The sequence below is a fragment of the Streptomyces aurantiogriseus genome (assembly GCF_014649375.1).
In the GTDB taxonomy this organism is placed as follows: Bacteria; Actinomycetota; Actinomycetes; order Streptomycetales; family Streptomycetaceae; genus Streptomyces; species Streptomyces aurantiogriseus.
Window position 1 is genome coordinate 107493 of the sequence record NZ_BMSX01000028.1, and the last position, 15955, is coordinate 123447.

A 15955-nucleotide genomic window follows, 5' to 3' on the forward strand; every position below is an offset into this window, starting at 1 on the left:
TCGGGTGGAGGCCTGGCCGATCTCAGGTGGAGGCCTGGTCGCTGTCCTTCATCGAGCCCCAGCCGTGCCAGCGCTCGGCCTCGATCCACGCGCTGACGCGGGCGCGGACCCGGTCCGGGTAGGGCTTGCCGGTGGTGGCATCCCACCGGCCGAGCGAAGCCGAGGCTGGGGGAGCGTGGCGATGCGGTCGATGTCGGCGAGGCCCTCGTCCTCGTACGTCTCGACCACGCGGCCGATGAGGGTCACATGCGTGTACCAGTCCTCGCCGTCCAGGACGGTGAGGGTGACCCTCGGGTCGCGGCGCAGGTGCCGCAGCCGGATCCGGCCCTCGTCCAGGCTGATCAGGGCCCGGCCGTTGTCCCACAGGTACCGGGTGGGGGTGGAGACGGGGATTCCGTCGGAGCGCAGGGCCGCCATCACGCAGGGGTTCGGGCGGCGCAGCAACTCGACGGCCTCGGGCGGCAGCGGCGGCTTGGACACGGGGATCCTCCTCGGGGATCAGGCGTTCTTGTCGAAGCTGGCGAAGTAGGCGGCGGCCATGTCCTCGTCGGCGTGGCCCTGCGCGGCGGCCCGCTCCAGGCGGTCGGCGCTCGCGGCCGCCACATCCAGCCGGACGCCGTGCTTCTGCCCCGCCTCGACGATCAGACGGGCGTCCTTCGCCGCGGTCGCCACCGCGAACTGCGCGGGCAGCAGCTGGTCGTTGATCACCAGGCCGGCCTTCGCTCGCAGGTAGCCCATGTCCAGCGGGCCGCCCTCGATCAGCGCGAAGAAGGCGTTCGGGTCGACGTCCAGGGACTGCGACAGGGCCAGCACCTCACCGGCGGCGGCGGTGGCCGCGATCACCCAGCTGTTGGCCACCAGCTTGAGCCGGGTGGCGCTGCCCGCGCCGCCGTCCTCGCCGGTCCACACCGTGCGGGCGCCGACCGCTTCGAAGACGGGTGTCACCGCGTCCCGGCCGGCCGCCGGCCCCGCCGCCAGCACCGTCAGCTGTCCGGCCTCGGCGGGCTGACGCGTGCCCAGCACCGGCGCGTCGAAGAACACGAGGTCGTGCTCGCGGGCGAAGGCCGCCAGGTCTCCGATCGCCTCGATCCCGGCGGTGGTCGACTGCACCCAGGAGGCACCCGCGCGCAGGGCCGGAGCGGCCTCTCGCATGACCGCCAGGGCGGCGGGTCCGTCGTAGAGCATGGTCAGGACGACGTCGGCGTCCCGTACGGCCTCGGCGGGGGTGTCGGTGACCGTGATCCCGTCGGCGGTCAGCGGTTCGGCCTTGGCGCGGGTACGGTTCCAGGCGCGGACGGCGTGTCCGGCGCGGGCGAGGTTGCGGGCCATCGCGGCACCCATGATGCCGGTGCCCAGGACACTCACTGTGGGCTTGTCGGTCATGACGACAACCTACTTCGAGGCGGCGCGGACGAGACCGTCGAGCCAGGCCTGGTGACCGTTGAGCATCGGGTTCGGCCGCTCCTGGGCGAGCGCGGCGGCGGGCTGCCCGATCTGGGTCTCCTGGGTGAGGATGCGGACCCGGCCGCCGGGCAGGTCCTCCACCAGCCAGGCGTGCAGCACGTCCAGCTGCTCCTCCGGCTTGCCGTCCTGCTTCGCCGTCCACGACAGCCGGCCGGGAACGCCCGCGGACGGGGCCTGGAACTCAAGGACGTGCGCGTCCAGGGGCGGGAAGCCGAAGGTGCCGAAGCTGAAGACCAGGTCGTCCGTGAGCTCGGGGCCGCCGCCCTGCGGGAAGGAGATGTCGGCGACGTTGTCGTAGTAGCCCTCCCACTCGGAGGTGTCGATCAGGTAGTGCCACACCGCGGCCGCCGTCAGGCCCTGGACGATCACCTCGTTGGAGACGAAGTTGTCGCCGGTGCCGGGCAGGTACTTCTCGGGCCAGTTGATCGCGTTCTGCGTGGTCGTCTGCTGCGTGGTCATGGGGGTCCTCCTGGCGATCGGGTGCCGCCACGTGGTGACGGGCTCGGACGTTCTCGACGATAGGTTCGCCACCCATCGGGAAACCAATAGAGGCCCCGACACCTACCATCGGCTTCCCGATGCGTACGCGCATTAGGCTGGCCTGCATGAAGAACCGGACCCTCGACATCGGCGAGGCCACGGGATCGAGCGCCCGGCAGCTCCCGTCGCATGCCGATCTGAACCTGCTGCGGACCTTCCTCGCGGTGTACCGCTCCGGCTCGTTCACGGCGGCCGCCCCGCTGCTGGGGCTCTCGCAGCCCACCGTGACCGCTCAGATCCGCACGCTGGAGCACCAGACGGGCCGGGAGCTGTTCACGCGGCTGCCGCGCGGGGTGGAGCCGACGCCGCCGGCGCACGAGCTGGCGCGCCAGGTCGCGGCTCCGCTCGACGCGCTCGCCGCGCTGGAGGGCGGTGGTCCACTGGCCGGGCAGACGGCGCCCGTGCGTCTGGCGGGGCCGTCGGAGCTGCTGTGCGTGCGGGTGCTGCCCGCGCTGGCGCCGCTCGTCGCCGACGGGCTGCAGCTGCGGGTCACCCAGGGGCTGACGGAGCCGCTCCTGGAGGAGATGCGGGCCGGCCGGCACGACCTGGTGATCGCCACACGTCGACCGCGCGGGCGGGCCCTGGACTCGGTACCGCTCGCCGACGAGGAGTACGTGCTGGTCGCCTCCCCCGTCTGGGCACGCCAGGTCGCCGCGCACCCGGAGGCCGGTGACCTGTGCGCCGCACTGCGGGACGTCCCGCTGGTCACCTACGCCGAGGATCTGCCCATCGCCCGCCGCTACTGGCGGACCGTCTTCGGCAAGCAGCTCACCGCCCGGGCCGCGGTCACGGTGCCGAACCTGTATGCGGTGCTGTCGGCGGTCAACGCGGGCGCCGGCTACAGCGTCCTGCCGCACTCCCTGTGCCAGGAGTACCTGGACGCGGGCCGCCTGGCCCAGCTCCACACCCCCGAGGAGCCCCCGCTCAACACGCTCTTCCTCGTCCAGCGGCCGGGCGCCGACGCCAATCCGGACGTCCTGCGGGTCCGCGACCGGCTGAGGCTCGCCGCGTCCGCGTGGTGAGGGGCCGGCCACGGACATGTCCACCGAGGGCCGGAACAGTGATGGTGGCGCCGTGCAGCCCCATCGACACCCTTTCTTGACCGATCGTTCCTGATTGATCTAGCGTCAACTCATGGCCAGAAGCAAGGAGTTCGATCCGGACGCGGTCCTGCAGTCGGCGCTGGAGCTGTTCTGGCGGCGCGGCTACGAGGCCACGTCGATGGCGGACCTCGTCGAGCACCTCGGCATCGGGCGCGCCAGCCTCTACGCGACCTTCGGCAACAAGCGGGACCTGTACCTCAAGGCGCTGGACCGGTACGGGGAGGCGCAGCAGCCGCAGCTCGTGCGCGAGTTGTCCCCGCCGGGGCCGGCGCTGCCAGCGGTGCGCGCGGTGGTGCGGCGGTTCGCGGCGGAGGCCATGGACGAGACACGCCGGGCACGCGGGTGCTTCGTCACGAACACGGCCGCGGAACTGGCCCCGCACGACCCGGCCGCGACCCTCCGTGTCGAGATGGGCTGGGAACACCTGGAAACGCTGCTGCACTCGGCGCTCGTGCGCGCACAGGCGCAGGGTGAACTGCCTGCGGGGCGCGACCCGTTGGCGCTGGCCCGCCTGCTCCTCGTACTGCTCCAGGGACTGCGGGTGGTCGGCAAGGCGTCCTCGGATCCGGCACGGGTGCGGGACGCGGCGGAGCAGGCGCTGGCGCTGTTGGACTAGTTGACACCGGGCGGCCTTCGGGCCGCTCTTTCTCCACCCTCATACTGGAATGATCGGTCTGGAAAGGACTGGCATGTCTCGGAACCGTTTCTCCGGTCGCACCGCCCTCGTCACGGGCGGCGGCTCCGGCATCGGACGGACCCTCGCCCTCGCGTTCGCCGCCGAAGGCGCCCGGGTCGTCGTGGCCGGGCGCAGCCGGGCCCCGCTCGACGAGACGGTCGCCCTTGTCGGGCGGGCCGGCGGGACCGCGGTGGCGCAGGTGGCCGACGTGTCGCGTCCCGCCGACGTGGACGGGCTCGTACGGGCGACCGTGGAACGCTTCGGCTCGCTCGACGTCGCCGTCAACAACGCGGGCGTCTTCCGGGGCGGTCCGGTCGCCGACCTCGGCGAGGAGGACTGGCGGACACTGCTCGACACCAACGTCACCGGTGTCTTCCTCGCCCTGCGGGCCGAGGTCCGGCAGATGCGCACCCAGCCGGGCGGCGGCGCGATCGTCAACGTGTCGTCCAACCTCGGTGCGCACAAGCAGGTACCGGGCGCGACCGCGTACGCAGCGAGCAAGGCCGCCGTCACCGCCCTCACCCGCGGGGCCGCGCTCGACCACATCGGCGACGGCGTCCGGATCAACGCGGTCAGCCCCGGCGCGTCCGACACGCCCATGTCGCTGCGGCCCGGGGAGAGCGAGGCGGAGCGCGCCGTACGGATGAAGGAGGAGTCGCCGCTCGGGCGGGTGGCGTCGACGGAGGAGGTGGCCCGGGCGGTGCTGTACCTGGCGTCGGACGACGCGGCGTCCGTGGTCGGCGCGGATCTGGTCGTCGACGGCGGGTCCGCCCTGTAGCACCCGCACCCGCCCTGCAGCGCACGACCCTGGTGTCCTCAGACCCTGCTGAGCGCCCCCAGCGGATCGTCGAGCACCGGCTGCCAGGCCAGCTCGGCCGCGCCGACCAGGCTGTTGTGGTCGAGGGTGCAGGCGAGGATGGGGACGCCGCCGCTGCGGCCCCAGAGGCTGCGGTCGGCGACGACCGCGCGGAGGCGGTCGGGGTCGGTGTCCAGGAGGGTGCGGTGCAGGCCGCCGAGGATGATGCGGTCGGGGTTGAGGATGTTCACCAGGCCGGCCAGGCCCAGGCCGAGCCGGTCGATCAGGGCCTCGGTGGCCGCGCGGACGACCGGGTCGGCGTACTCCTCGCGGACGAGCTCGTTGGCCTGCTGGAGCAGGGAGCCCTCGGGACCGGGCTCACGGCCGGCGGTGGTGAGCAGGGCCAGCGGATCGGCCTCGACGTCGAGGCAGCCGTGGCTGCCGCAGTGGCAGGGGCGGCCCTCGGGGTTGACGGTGAGGTGGCCGACTTCGAGGGCGAGGCCGGAACTGCCGGTGTGCAGACGCCCGTCGAGCACCAGCGCGCCGCCGACCCCACGGTGCCCGGTGGCCACGCACAGCAGGTCGCGGGCGCCGCGCCCGGCGCCGTGCCGGTGTTCGGCGAGGGCGGCGAGGTTGACGTCGTTGGCGGCGAAGGCGGGGCCGGTGATGCCGGCGGCGCGGACCCGCTCGGCGAAGACCTTCTGGACGGGTGCCCCGACCGGCCAGGCGATGTGCAGGGGGTTCAGTGCCAGGCCCTCGGGTTCCGTGACCGCGGACGGCACGGCGAGTCCGGCGCCCACGCAGCGACGGCCGGTGGCGCGCAGGAGTTCGGCGCCGGCGTCGACGACGGTGGCGAGCACCTTGGCCGGGTCGGCGTCCACGGTCTCGCAGCCGGGCGTGGTGGCGACGATCCGCCCTCCCAGGCCGACCAGGGCGGCCCGGAACCCGTCGGCGTGTACCTGGGCGGCCAGGGCGACGGGCCCTTCCTCGGCGAGTTCGAGCCGGTGGGAGGGGCGGCCCTGGGAGCCGGCGGCGGCGCCGGGGCGCGCGTCGACCCGGATCAGACCGAGTGCCTCCAGCTCGGCCGCGACCGCGCCGGCCGTGGCACGGGTGACGCCGAGTTCGGCGGTGAGCACCGCACGGGTGGGTGCCCGCCCGGTGTGCACGAGCTCCAACGCGGGACCGAGCGCACCGCGCCCCCGGTCCAACCGCGCTCTCGAGGTGGTCCTTTCCCCCGCCGACCGGGGGTCCGCCTTGCCGCTCATGAGGGGGAGTCTCCCATGATCCGCTTCGTCAGGTGGCGACCGGGAAGCCACTGACCCGCAGGGTGACGTTCAGTCGCCCGGTCAGCCCCAATCCGGCCGGTGCCGTCCCCGGACACACCCGCGGCACGCCGTGATGGGCGAGCCGGGACGGTCCCCCGAACACGAACAGGTCGCCGCTGCGCAGTTCGACGTCGGTGTAGGGCCGGGTGCGTGTCTCGGTGTTGCCGAAGCGGAACACGCAGGTGTCGCCGAGGCTGAGGGAGACCACGGGCGCGTCGGACTTCTCGTCGGCGTCGCGGTGCATGCCCATCCGGGCGTCGCCGTCGTAGAAGTTGATCAGCGCGATGTCGTAGTCCGCCGGTCGGGCCTGTTCGGGGCCCAGCGTCTCGGTCACCGCGCGCCGGCCCAGCTCGCCCAGCCAGGCCGGGAAGGGTTTCACGGGGGTGCCGTCGCCGTCGACGACCGTGCGGGCGTAGGCGTACGGGTACCAGTGCCAGCCGAGGCAGACCTGGCGGGCGGTCATGGTGCCGCCGCCGGGGGTGCGGACCGTGCGCAGGCCGGCGGGTGGGCGGGCCCACTCACGGCACGCTTCGAGCAGCTCACGCTGGTGAGTCGCGTCCAGCCAGTCGGGGACGTGCACCGCACCCGGCGCGATCTCCGCGCGCTCCCGGGGAAACAGCTCGGTGTCCATGGCTCCATCCTCCCCCACCGGGTGTGAGCTGCGGCTCGGCTAGCCTTGACCCACGATGAACGACCGTATGACGACGCCGTGGGGCGAGCTCGCGCTGGCCCGCCATCCCGAGGATCCGCGCGAGAGGCTGCGCGCCTGGGACGCCTCCGACGCGTATCTGCTGCGGCACCTCGCGGAGCAGGGCACCCCGCTGTCCGGGACGGTCGTCGTCCTCGGCGACCGCTGGGGCGCGCTGGTCACGGCGCTCGCACGGCACCGGCCGACGCAGATCACCGACTCCTGGCTGGGGCAGGAGGCGACCCGCGCGAACCTCGCCCGCAACGGCGTCGAGCCTGGCTCCGTGCGCCTCCTCACCACCCAGGATCCGCCGCCCGAGCGGATCGACGTCCTGCTGGTGCGGGTGCCGAAGAGCCTCGCGCTGCTGGAGGACCAGCTGCTGCGCCTCGCGCCCTCGGTGCACGCGGACACGGTCGTCGTCGGCACCGGCATGGTGAAAGAGATCCACACCTCCACGCTGCAGCTCTTCGAGCGGATCCTCGGCCCGACCCGGACCTCCCTCGCCCAGCAGAAGGCCCGGCTGATCCTCTGCGCCCCGGACCCGTCGCTGGAGCGCCCCGTCAACCCGTGGCCGTACGGCTATGACCTCCCCGAGGACATCGGCCCGCTCTCCGGCCGTCCGGTCGTCAATCACGCGGGGGTGTTCTGCGCGGACCGGCTCGACATCGGCACCCGGTTCTTCCTGCGGCACCTGCCTGAGACGCGGGGCGCGCGGCGGGTCGTCGACCTGGGCTGCGGCAACGGCATCGTCGGGACGGCGGTGGCGCTGGCCGATCCGCAGGTGGAGGTGCTGTTCACGGACGAGTCGTACCAAGCGGTGGCCTCGGCGGAGGCGACGTACAGGGCGAACGGGGTGCCGGGGCACGCGGAGTTCCGGGTCGGGGACGGGCTGGCGGGGGTGCCGGACGGTAGCGTGGACGTCGTCCTGAACAATCCGCCGTTCCACTCCCACCAGGCCACGACGGACGCCACGGCGTGGCGGATGTTCACCGGGGCGCGGCGGGCGCTGCGGCCGGGCGGGGAGCTGTGGGTGGTGGGGAACCGGCACCTCGGGTACCACGTGAAGCTGCGGCGGCTGTTCGGCAACAGTCAGCTGGTCGCCGGTGACCCGAAGTTCGTGGTGCTCAAGGCCGTCAAGCGGGGGTGAGCCCCACACCCGTGACGATCCGCTCGACCGTCCGGGCCATCGCCTCACGTCCCGCACGCAGGCAGGTGCGGACGTCGACCGCGTCCGGGTGAGCGCCGAGGTACTCCCTGATCGCGCCGGTCATGGCCTGGTTGAGGGCGGTCCCGATGTTGACCTTGGCGATGCCTCCCGCGACGGCGGCCTTCAGTTCGTCGTCCGGGACCCCGGAGGAACCGTGCAGGACGAGGGGCACGTCGAGTGTGGCGGCGAGCCGCTTGAGCAGGTCGTGGTCGAGGGTCGCGGTGCGGGTGGTCATCGCGTGGACGCTGCCGACGGCCACGGCCAGGGCGTCCACCCCGGAGTGCGTCACGAAGGCGCGGGCCTCGGCGGGGTCGGTGCGGGCGCCGGGCGCGTGGGCGTCCCGCGGCGGTTGGCCGTCCTTGCCGCCGATCTCCCCCAACTCCGCCTCGATCCAGAGCCCTTGGGAGTGTGCCCAGTCGACGGCCGCGCGGGTCGCGGCCAGGTTCGCTTCGTACGGCAGACGCGAGGCGTCGTACATCACGGAGCTGAAGCCCGCGTCCGCGGCCTGGTGGAGCAGGGGGCCGCTCTGCACGTGGTCGAGGTGCAACGCGACGGGTACGGCGGCTTGTTCGGCGGCGGAGAGGGCTGCGCGGGCGAGTGGGAGCAGGCGGCCCTGGCGGAACTTGACGGCATTCTCGCTGACTTGGAGGACGACGGGTGCGCCGACGCTCTCCGCCCCGGTGATGACAGCCTCGATGTGCTCCAGCGTGATGATGTTGAAGGCGGCGACGGCGGTGCGGGCCGCTCGGGCGCGAGTGATCAGCTCGCCGGTGGTGGTGAGGGGCACGGCGTCTTCCTCCTCGAGTGAGGCCGGTGGCCGATGGCTCAGGGGGCGAGGATCACCGAGCGGGTGAGGTGGCGTGGCCGGTCGGGGTCGAGGCCGCGGGCGGCGGCCAGGGCGACGGCGAGGCGCTGGGCGCGAACCAGTTCGGCGAGGGGGTCCAGCCCGGCGGGGACCCACAACCCGCCGGTGGCACCGACCTGTTCGGCCAGTCCCCCGGGCGGCTCGCCGAACATCCAGGTCGCGGTGCCCGCGGTGGTGATGCTGATGGGGCCGTGCCGGTACTCCATCGCCGGGTACGCCTCGGTCCAGGCCAGCGCGGCCTCGCGCATCTTCAGCGCCGCCTCGCTCGCCAGTCCGACGGTCCAGCCACGGCCCAGGAAGGTGAACTGCCCGCATTCCACGAGCCCCGGGGGCAGCGGCTCGGCGAGCGCGGTGCGGGCGTCGGCGACGACGGCCTCGGTGTGCAGGCCGAGATGGGCGCGGAGCAGGGTGAGCGCGGTGGTGGCGAACCGGGTCTGCACGACGGAGTGCTCGTCGGCGTGGTCGAGGACGACGGTGTGGTCGGCGGCCGTCATGACGGGGGTGTTCGGGTCGGCGGTGAGCACGGTCGTGCGGGTACGTCCGCGCAGTCGCGTGAGCAGGTCGAGAACCTCGGTGGTGGTGCCGGAGCGGGTGAGGGCGACGACGTGGTCGTAGGTGCGTCCGTGGGGGAACTCCGAGGCGGCGAAGGCGTCCGTCTCTCCGTGACCCGCGGTCTCGCGCAGGGCGGCCGCGGACTGGGCCATGAAGAAGGAGGTGCCGCATCCGACGATCGCGACGCGCTCGCCCGGTGTCGGCAACTCGCCTTCGTATCGGGAGACTTCGCTCGCGGCTCGGGACCAGCAGTCGGGCTGGTCGGCCAACTCGTCCTCGACGTGGGTCATGCCCCCACCTTTCTCCGACGGTAAGGATGGTTCAGCAGATTGAAGCGCTCTCCCGGGTGAAGCCGGGAGATCCCTGCCTACCTTGCGGCGGCGGGTTTGACGCCACAAGTGCGCCTGACGACTGCCTCCCGGCAGCCCGTGGCCCTCATCTGGAGCGGAACCGGCACCCGAGTGGGGCGGGCGCCGGCCGGCTCGGGGACGTCAGGAGGGCAGGCTGCCCCAGAAGTCCAGGTTGTGCTCCTCGGCGAAGTCCCGGCTCGCCCGGGAACAGGCGGCCGGAGCCGCACCGCTCGCCGGAGAGGTGTCACAGGCCACCAGCGACATCAACTCGCCTGCCTTGACACGGTACTTGGGCCACGACGGCTCACCGGACCCGTTCGGATCACCCTGCGCGGCGAACCGGCCCCAGTACCCGATCATCTGCCGGGACAGCTCCAACTGGTCGTCGTCGTACGGCAGTGTCTGGCCCAGGTAGTCCCAGATGTATCCGAGGTCGTCGACGTGCACGGCCCCGCCGAACGGGAAGTCCCGGGCGGTCTCGCTCTTCTGCTGGATCAGGAAGATCGAGGTGAAGTGCGGGGTGTCGCTCTCGGCGAACTCGTAGGCGTAGGTGGGCACCCACGTCGAGAACGCCACGATCAACTGCTGTCTGGCGTACGAGGTGGAGCCGTTCTGGGCGGCGGTCCAGGCCTCGCCCGGGCTCCTGTAGGCGCTCACCGGATATTCGGCCAGCACCTTGTCGGCGTTGGTGCCGTAGGCGGAGCGCACGGCCGCCTCGTACCGGGCGGCCGTCATCGGCGTACCGAGGTAGTCGTAGTTCTGGAAGGTGGACAGGCCCCGCTCACTGTGGGTCTGTCCGAGCATCACCGGTACGCGGTGGAAGTTCCCGGTCCGGATGGCGGTTCCGGGGTCGACCGGGAAGGCGGTGCCGCCGAGGGACGGGGAGACGCCCGCCTTCTTCTGAGCGGCGAGCAGGTCGGTGGCCGGTTTGGCGCGCAGGCAGGCGAGGGCGTCGGAGGCGGTGTCGCAGCCGACGGCCCTGACGAAGGCGGAACTCCGGGCCTGACCGGAGGCCGCGGACTGCAGGGTGCAGCTGCCGCTCATGATGCCGGCGCGGGCGAAGAGGCCCTTGGCTGGGGGGGGAGGCGAGGTGGTCGCAGACCGAGCCGGCGCCGGCGGACTGGCCCGCGACGGTCACGTTCCCCTGGTCGCCGCCGAAGCGGGCGATGTTGGTGTGCACCCAGCGCAGGGCGGCCTGCTGGTCCAGGAGGCCGTAGTTGCCGGGGCCGTCCTTGTGATGGTCCTCTCGTAGCCGGGGTCCCACCCGGTGTTCTGCGCGCACCGGTCCCCGAACGTGGTGGCGTCGCGGATCCCGGACCACCTGGCCACGGGCTGCGGAGGCTTCCAGCGGTTCGCACCGGAGGCGTCGGCCGCGTAAGGGATGCCGAGCCACTCGTCGTATCCGGTCCGGGCCGTGCCGCGCACCCGGCCCTTGTCGGTCTGTACGACCAGCGAGGCGGGGCGTGCGGTCGTCTCCGGGTCGGCCGGTCCCGCCCGGAGGGCGTCGACGGCGGCCGGGGAGAGCAGTCCGAGGCAGAGCACACCCACCGCGGTCAGCGCGGTGGCGGCTCGGCCGCGCAGCCTCGAACAATATGTACGACGAAATTTCCTACAGTTTGTGAACTGCCGTCCGAGCCGCACGTCCTCGAGCCGGTCGAGGCGTTCGGTCTCGGTCTCGGTCTCGGTCTCGGTCTCCAGGGTGAGCGGCGGTGCGTTTCTGTGCGTCATGCCGATCTCCGGGCCAGTGGGGTCGCTGCTGGGGAGGCTCGCGCCACGATGAACAGGAACAGTCCGCAGGCCGTCACGAGCAGCCATCCGGGATGGGACGCATGGGCGAGGCCGGCGGGGCTGACGCCTGTGACCAGGCCCCCTGCGACAGCGATACCGACCGCTGAGCCGACCTGGCGCGCGGTGGAGGTGATCGCCCCGGCCACGCCGGCACGGGACGGCGGCAGACCGCTGACTGCGGTGTTGGTGAGCGGTGCGTTGGCGAAGCCGAACCCGATGCCGATGAGCAGGTGGGCCAGCAGGAGCAGCAGGACGCTCGTGTCCTGACCGAGGTTCACCATGCACAGACCACCAGCGGCGGTGAACCCGCCCGCGATGACGAGCGGACGTCGTGGTCCGAGGCGCCCCACCAGGTTGCCGGACCACGGCGCGCACAGGGTAGCCCCAAGCGCCATGGGCAGGGTCGCCATGCCTGACGCGAGCGGCGTCCATCCGCGGGCGTGCTGGAGATAGAGCGTGTTGAGCAGAAGACTCACATTCAGCGCCACGAACACCGCCATGGCGCCCAGCACTGCCGAAGCGAAGAGCGGTCGCCGGAAGAGCCCGAGGTCCATCAAGGGTTCGCGCTGGTGAAGCTCGACCCAGGTGAACCCGGCCGTCGCAACCACGATCAAGGCGTAGCCGACCATCGCCAGAGGCGAGGCCCAGCCGATGCGGGGTCCTTCGATGAGGACACCGACCGAGACGCACAGGGCCAACGTGAGGAGTACCTGGCCGGGCAGATCCAGCCGCCGGGCACGCTGTCCGCGGGACTCCGGCACGAACACCGCAACCAGGACGAGGGCGGCGACGATGATCGGTGCGTTGATCCAGAACACCGATCGCCAGCCGAACGCTGCGATGAGCCACCCGCCGGTGACCGGGCCTGCCGCCATGCTGAGCCCGAAGACCGACGCCCATACGCCGATCGCCCGGGCTCGCTCCCGTGGGTCGGGCATCGCGTTCACCACGATCGCCAGGGCCACGGGGCTCAGCATCGAGGCGCCGACGCCCTGGACGGCCCGTGCCACGACAAGGAAGCCGAGCGACGGAGCGACCGCGCACGCAAGTGATGCAACGCCGAAGACGATCAGTCCGCACTGGAACACACGACGTCGTCCGAAGCGATCTGCGAGGGCGCCGGAGGAGATGAGGAGGCTGGCCAGGACCACGGTGTAGGCATCCACGACCCATTCCAGACCGCGGGTGCCCACGCCCAGGCCACGTCCGATCACGGGCAGGCCCACGTTGACGATGGTGGTGTCCAGGCCGACAAGGAACATGCTCAGCGCACAGACGGCCAGCACCGTCCAACGCCGACGCGCGCTCAATGCGGGTTGAGCAGCCAAGATTGTCGTGGTCACGGGCCCACCTTCTGTCCGGGATCGTCTGCCGACCCATGTTCGGATCAGGTGACAGCGCCGGCCCAGCACCTTTGCGGAGACTGCGGGCCATGACCGTGTACTGCCCGCTGTCCAGGTCGGAGAAGGCGTACGCCCCGTCGCTCCCGGTCGTGGTGGTGGCGACGACGTTTCCGGCGGCGTCCACCAGGGTCACCCGCGCGTCGCCCAGCGGCGCGCCTGCACCGCGCACGGTCCCCCGCACCTGTGCGCCGGGACGCAACTCGACGTCCACACGCGTCATCCCGGTGGCACCGATCTCGACGGACAGCGCGAGCGGCCGGTGCTTGGGCGAGCTGACCGCGAGGGTCACCGGCCCCGGCACGAGGTCGGCGACGGAGAACTCACCGCCGCCGTCGGTCTGCGCGGTCACCAGCACATCGCCCCGGACGTCCGTGACGACGACGACCGCCCCGGCGACCGGCACCCCGCCGTCCGCCGCCCGCACCACCCCGGCGAGCCCGCTGCAGCCGCTGAGCAGCACGTCGTAGGTCACCGGCGTGGCACCGACCACGAGGGTCGTCGCCTGCGGCTGATGGCCGTCGGCGGAGGCGATCAGCACGTATGTGCCCTCCCCGGGCGCCTCGGCCGTGTAGGAGCCGTCGGGATCGGGGGATGCGGTGTGCGCGACCCACCCGACTCTAGCCATTGATTGACTTAAGCAAGCAGAGTATTCGGTGTCCGGAGCGTAAAGATTCCGAGGGGCGCGTCAGCCTGGTCAGCGACGCAGCCGATCGAAGCGGAAGGGGCCGAGGGCCTCCGGGCGGCGGCCGGTGAGGACGTACTCGGTGAGCCTCCGGCCGGTGACCGGGCCCAGGGTGACGCCGAGCATCCCGTGTCCGGTGGCGGCGAAGGCGTTGACGTGCCCCGGGACACCGTCGATGACCGGGAGCCCGTCGGGCAGGAAGGGCCGTTCGCCGACCCAGGCGTCGCGGATCAGGCCGACCAGGTCGTCCGGGTCGTCGAACCAGCGGCCCAGACAGTGCCGGCCGGCCAGGGCGACGGCGACGACACGGCGCCAGTCGAGCCGGTTGTTGTTGCCGCTGAGCTCCATCGTGCCGCCGATCCGTGTGGTCGTGCCGATCGGTGAGGCGACGGTACGACCCCTCCCGCCCACCCGAGGGCGGACTGCGGTTGCCTTGCCCTTGCCATTCACCCCCACCTAGCCTGCGTTTGTGCCGTTAATAAACAAACGCCGCTCGCCCACCGACGTCCCGGCCGGCGCACACACCCGGCTCCGTATCACCCTGAGCGCCTTCTTCGCCCTCGACGGCTTCGTCTTCGCCGGCTGGGTCGTCCGCATCCCCGCCATCAAGGAACAGACCGACGCCTCCGCCAGCGCGCTCGGCCTCGCCCTTCTCGGCGTCTCCGCGGGGGCCGTCGTCACGATGCTGCTCACCGGCCGCCTCTGCCGGCGCTACGGCAGCCACCCCGTCACCGTCGTCTGCGCGGTCCTGCTCTCCCTCAGCGTCACCCTCCCTCCGCTCACCCACTCCGCCCCCGCGCTCGGCGCCGTCCTCCTGCTCTTCGGCGCCGCGTACGGCGGGATCAACGTCGCCTTCAACAGCGCCGCCGTCGACCTGGTCACGGCCCTCGACCGGCCGATCATGCCCACCTTCCACGCCGCCTTCAGCCTGGGCGGCATGATCGGCGCCGGTCTGGGCGGGCTCGTCGCGGACTCCCTCTCCCCCACACGCCACCTCCTCGGCCTCTGCCTCATCGGCCTGCTGGTGACCGCACTGGCGGGCCCGGCGCTGCTGCGCGAGGCGCCGCCCCGGCCGCCGGCCGCCGCCGAGGAAGCCGGCGGAGCCGACACGGACCCCGCGAAACCGACCCGTCTCACCCCCCGCACCCGCCGCCTCGTCATCGTCTTCGGCCTCATCGCCCTCTGCACGGCCTACGGCGAAGGGGCCCTCGCCGACTGGGGCGCCCTGCACCTGCAGCAGGACCTCGATGCCTCGCCCGGCTTCGCCGCCGCGGGCTACTCCTGTTTCGCGCTCGCCATGACCGTCGGCCGGCTCACCGGCACGACGCTGCTCCAGCGTCTGGGCCGCACCCGTACGGTCGTGGCGGGCGGGACCACCGCGGCGGTGGGCATGCTGGTCGCCTCGCTCACCCCCACGGCATGGGTGGCCCTGCTCGGTTTCGCCGTCACGGGCCTCGGGCTCGCCAACCTCTTCCCAGTCGCCGTCGAACGCGCCGGCACCCTCGCCGGCCCCACCGGGGTCGCCGTCGCCTCCACCCTCGGCTACGGCGGGATGTTGCTCGGGCCGCCCGCGATCGGCTTCATGGCGGACTGGTTCTCCCTGCCCGTCGCCCTCACCAGCGTGGCCGCACTGGCGGCGGTCGCGGCACTGATCGGCCTCACCATCCCTCGCCGGACGGCCGGTTGAGGGTACGACACCTCAACACGCCTGAACCGGCCCGGGTCAGCCGTCGGCGACGTTCGAACTGATCAGGCTGAGCGGCTCCTTGGCCATGGCGTCCCCACTCGGAGGTCAATGGGTGGCGCACAGTGGCGCTTCGCCCGGATTCCTGCGCGGAACGTCGGCTCATCCATATCGTGAGGGCCGATCCAGTCGGTGGGGCCCACCGGTTGGTGGGCCATGATCAGGAATGAGCATGACGCCTCAAGAGATCCTCTCCTGGATGAACGGGGCGGCCTCCGCCCTGTTCGTTGCCCAAGGTGTTGTCCGGACCGCACGTGCTTGCATCGAGTGGTTCAAGCGCCGTGACCGTGACGACGACTAGGCGATAGCGCACTGGAGCGTTGAGGGAAGGGATCACACTGGCCATGACAGCCGAACGTTCGATATCACGTGCAGCAGGACGAGCAGATGTGCTCCTGGGAGCGTGACACGCCCAGGAGATCGAGGCCGGACCAGCCCCTGGGCTGTCGTCCCGGCTTCGCCTCGCGGGTCGACCAGCCGGAAGCCGCCGGCCTTCGCCGACTGCGGTTCGCCCGCGTCACCGTGACACCAGTGACGCTCGACCGGTCCTCCCGGTCGAGCGTCACTCTCCATCAAAGCGCTGGTCGGCCGGTGTGGCTGGGCTGCTAAGCGACGGGGCCGACCACGTGGGTGTCCGTCGCGGTGTCACCGGCGAAGTTCGTGTCTCCGCCGTAGGTCGCGGTGATGGTGTACGGGCTGCCCGCCACATCCGAGTAGACGTGCGTGGCCGTGGCCACTCCGCCTGCCACCGTCGCGGACGTCGTCCCCGACC

General features: G+C 72.2%; 13 protein-coding genes and 5 pseudogenes. 5 read left to right on the plus strand and 13 right to left on the minus strand.

What is annotated here, in order from left to right; all coding sequences use genetic code 11:
* Positions 1 to 22: 22 nt before the first annotated feature.
* The 3 genes and pseudogenes from IE263_RS40800 to IE263_RS40810 all read right to left on the minus strand — a co-directional run bounded on the left by IE263_RS40800 (position 23) and on the right by IE263_RS40810 (position 1923).
* Positions 23 to 480, minus strand: a pseudogene (locus tag IE263_RS40800) (pyridoxamine 5'-phosphate oxidase family protein).
* 18 nt (positions 481 to 498) lie between these two features.
* Entirely contained in the window at positions 499 to 1383 is an 885-nt protein-coding gene (locus IE263_RS40805; RefSeq protein ID WP_189943154.1) for an NAD(P)-dependent oxidoreductase, read from the minus strand.
* 9 nt (positions 1384 to 1392) lie between these two features.
* Positions 1393 to 1923 (minus strand): SRPBCC family protein, encoded by a 531-nt coding sequence (locus IE263_RS40810; protein ID WP_189943155.1) that lies wholly within the window; start codon positions 1921 to 1923, stop codon positions 1393 to 1395.
* Positions 1924 to 2069: 146 nt separating this feature from the next.
* On the opposite strand from IE263_RS40810, the gene IE263_RS40815 reads away from it, so the two are divergent.
* From IE263_RS40815 to IE263_RS40825, 3 genes are all read left to right on the plus strand, one after another.
* Complete coding sequence (locus tag IE263_RS40815; protein WP_189943156.1) at positions 2070 to 3026, plus strand: LysR family transcriptional regulator; 957 nt, start codon at positions 2070 to 2072, stop codon at positions 3024 to 3026.
* Between the two features lie 112 nt (positions 3027 to 3138).
* Positions 3139 to 3723 carry a TetR/AcrR family transcriptional regulator gene (locus IE263_RS40820; RefSeq protein WP_189943157.1) on the plus strand — a complete coding sequence of 195 codons (585 nt, stop codon included), beginning with the start codon at positions 3139 to 3141 and terminating at the stop codon, positions 3721 to 3723.
* Between the two features lie 73 nt (positions 3724 to 3796).
* A complete protein-coding gene (locus tag IE263_RS40825; protein WP_189943158.1) occupies positions 3797 to 4561 on the plus strand; it encodes an SDR family NAD(P)-dependent oxidoreductase in 765 nt (254 codons plus the stop codon).
* A 38-nt stretch (positions 4562 to 4599) separates the two neighbouring features.
* Here the strand turns inward: IE263_RS40825 and IE263_RS40830 are convergent, their stop codons facing one another.
* On the minus strand, positions 4600 to 5844 hold the full coding sequence (locus tag IE263_RS40830; protein ID WP_189943159.1) for an ROK family protein: 1245 nt from the start codon (positions 5842 to 5844) through the stop codon (positions 4600 to 4602).
* Between the two features lie 28 nt (positions 5845 to 5872).
* Entirely contained in the window at positions 5873 to 6535 is a 663-nt protein-coding gene (locus tag IE263_RS40835) for an alpha-ketoglutarate-dependent dioxygenase AlkB family protein (protein WP_189943160.1), read from the minus strand.
* A gap of 67 nt (positions 6536 to 6602) precedes the next feature.
* On the opposite strand from IE263_RS40835, the gene IE263_RS40840 reads away from it, so the two are divergent.
* On the plus strand, positions 6603 to 7739 hold the full coding sequence (locus IE263_RS40840) for a methyltransferase (protein ID WP_189943175.1): 1137 nt from the start codon (positions 6603 to 6605) through the stop codon (positions 7737 to 7739).
* Here the strand turns inward: IE263_RS40840 and IE263_RS40845 are convergent.
* From IE263_RS40845 to IE263_RS40870, 8 genes and pseudogenes are all read right to left on the minus strand, one after another.
* The gene (locus IE263_RS40845; RefSeq protein ID WP_189943161.1) at positions 7726 to 8586 is read right to left on the minus strand and encodes a class II fructose-bisphosphate aldolase; all 861 of its coding nucleotides are present in this window, start codon (positions 8584 to 8586) and stop codon (positions 7726 to 7728) included. The genes IE263_RS40840 and IE263_RS40845 overlap by 14 nt on opposite strands.
* Positions 8587 to 8624: 38 nt before the next feature.
* Entirely contained in the window at positions 8625 to 9506 is an 882-nt protein-coding gene (locus tag IE263_RS40850) for an SIS domain-containing protein (protein WP_189943162.1), read from the minus strand.
* Positions 9507 to 9707: 201 nt separating this feature from the next.
* Positions 9708 to 10619 (minus strand): annotated as a pseudogene (locus IE263_RS49120) (carboxylesterase family protein); the annotation flags it as partial.
* 73 nt (positions 10620 to 10692) lie between these two features.
* Positions 10693 to 10959 (minus strand): annotated as a pseudogene (locus tag IE263_RS49835) (carboxylesterase family protein); the annotation flags it as partial.
* Positions 10845 to 11381, minus strand: a pseudogene (locus IE263_RS49130) (carboxylesterase family protein); the annotation flags it as partial. The pseudogenes IE263_RS49835 and IE263_RS49130, both read right to left, overlap by 115 nt.
* Positions 11291 to 12766, minus strand: a complete 1476-nt coding sequence (locus tag IE263_RS40860; RefSeq protein ID WP_229911442.1) for an MFS transporter — start codon at positions 12764 to 12766, stop codon at positions 11291 to 11293. The gene IE263_RS40860 and the pseudogene IE263_RS49130, both read right to left, overlap by 91 nt.
* Positions 12767 to 12782: 16 nt before the next feature.
* Positions 12783 to 13337: pseudogene (locus IE263_RS40865) on the minus strand (MSCRAMM family protein); the annotation flags it as partial.
* Positions 13338 to 13451: 114 nt separating this feature from the next.
* Positions 13452 to 13895 (minus strand): NAD(P)/FAD-dependent oxidoreductase, encoded by a 444-nt coding sequence (locus tag IE263_RS40870; protein WP_308430814.1) that lies wholly within the window; start codon positions 13893 to 13895, stop codon positions 13452 to 13454.
* A gap of 13 nt (positions 13896 to 13908) precedes the next feature.
* On the opposite strand from IE263_RS40870, the gene IE263_RS40875 reads away from it, so the two are divergent.
* Positions 13909 to 15126 (plus strand): MFS transporter, encoded by a 1218-nt coding sequence (locus tag IE263_RS40875; RefSeq protein WP_189943164.1) that lies wholly within the window; start codon positions 13909 to 13911, stop codon positions 15124 to 15126.
* The last annotated feature ends 829 nt before the right edge of the window (positions 15127 to 15955 follow it).

Coding starts and splice junctions, on each gene's coding strand:
- IE263_RS40840 (WP_189943175.1), top strand. CDS start 6,603: ATGACGACGCCGTGGGGCGAGCTCGCGCTGGCCCGCCATCCCGAGGAT.
- IE263_RS40850 (WP_189943162.1), bottom strand. CDS start 9,506: ATGACCCACGTCGAGGACGAGTTGGCCGACCAGCCCGACTGCTGGTCC.
- IE263_RS40805 (WP_189943154.1), bottom strand. CDS start 1,383: ATGACCGACAAGCCCACAGTGAGTGTCCTGGGCACCGGCATCATGGGT.
- IE263_RS40810 (WP_189943155.1), bottom strand. CDS start 1,923: ATGACCACGCAGCAGACGACCACGCAGAACGCGATCAACTGGCCCGAG.
- IE263_RS40830 (WP_189943159.1), bottom strand. CDS start 5,844: ATGAGCGGCAAGGCGGACCCCCGGTCGGCGGGGGAAAGGACCACCTCG.
- IE263_RS40815 (WP_189943156.1), top strand. CDS start 2,070: ATGAAGAACCGGACCCTCGACATCGGCGAGGCCACGGGATCGAGCGCC.
- IE263_RS40820 (WP_189943157.1), top strand. CDS start 3,139: ATGGCCAGAAGCAAGGAGTTCGATCCGGACGCGGTCCTGCAGTCGGCG.
- IE263_RS40825 (WP_189943158.1), top strand. CDS start 3,797: ATGTCTCGGAACCGTTTCTCCGGTCGCACCGCCCTCGTCACGGGCGGC.
- IE263_RS40835 (WP_189943160.1), bottom strand. CDS start 6,535: ATGGACACCGAGCTGTTTCCCCGGGAGCGCGCGGAGATCGCGCCGGGT.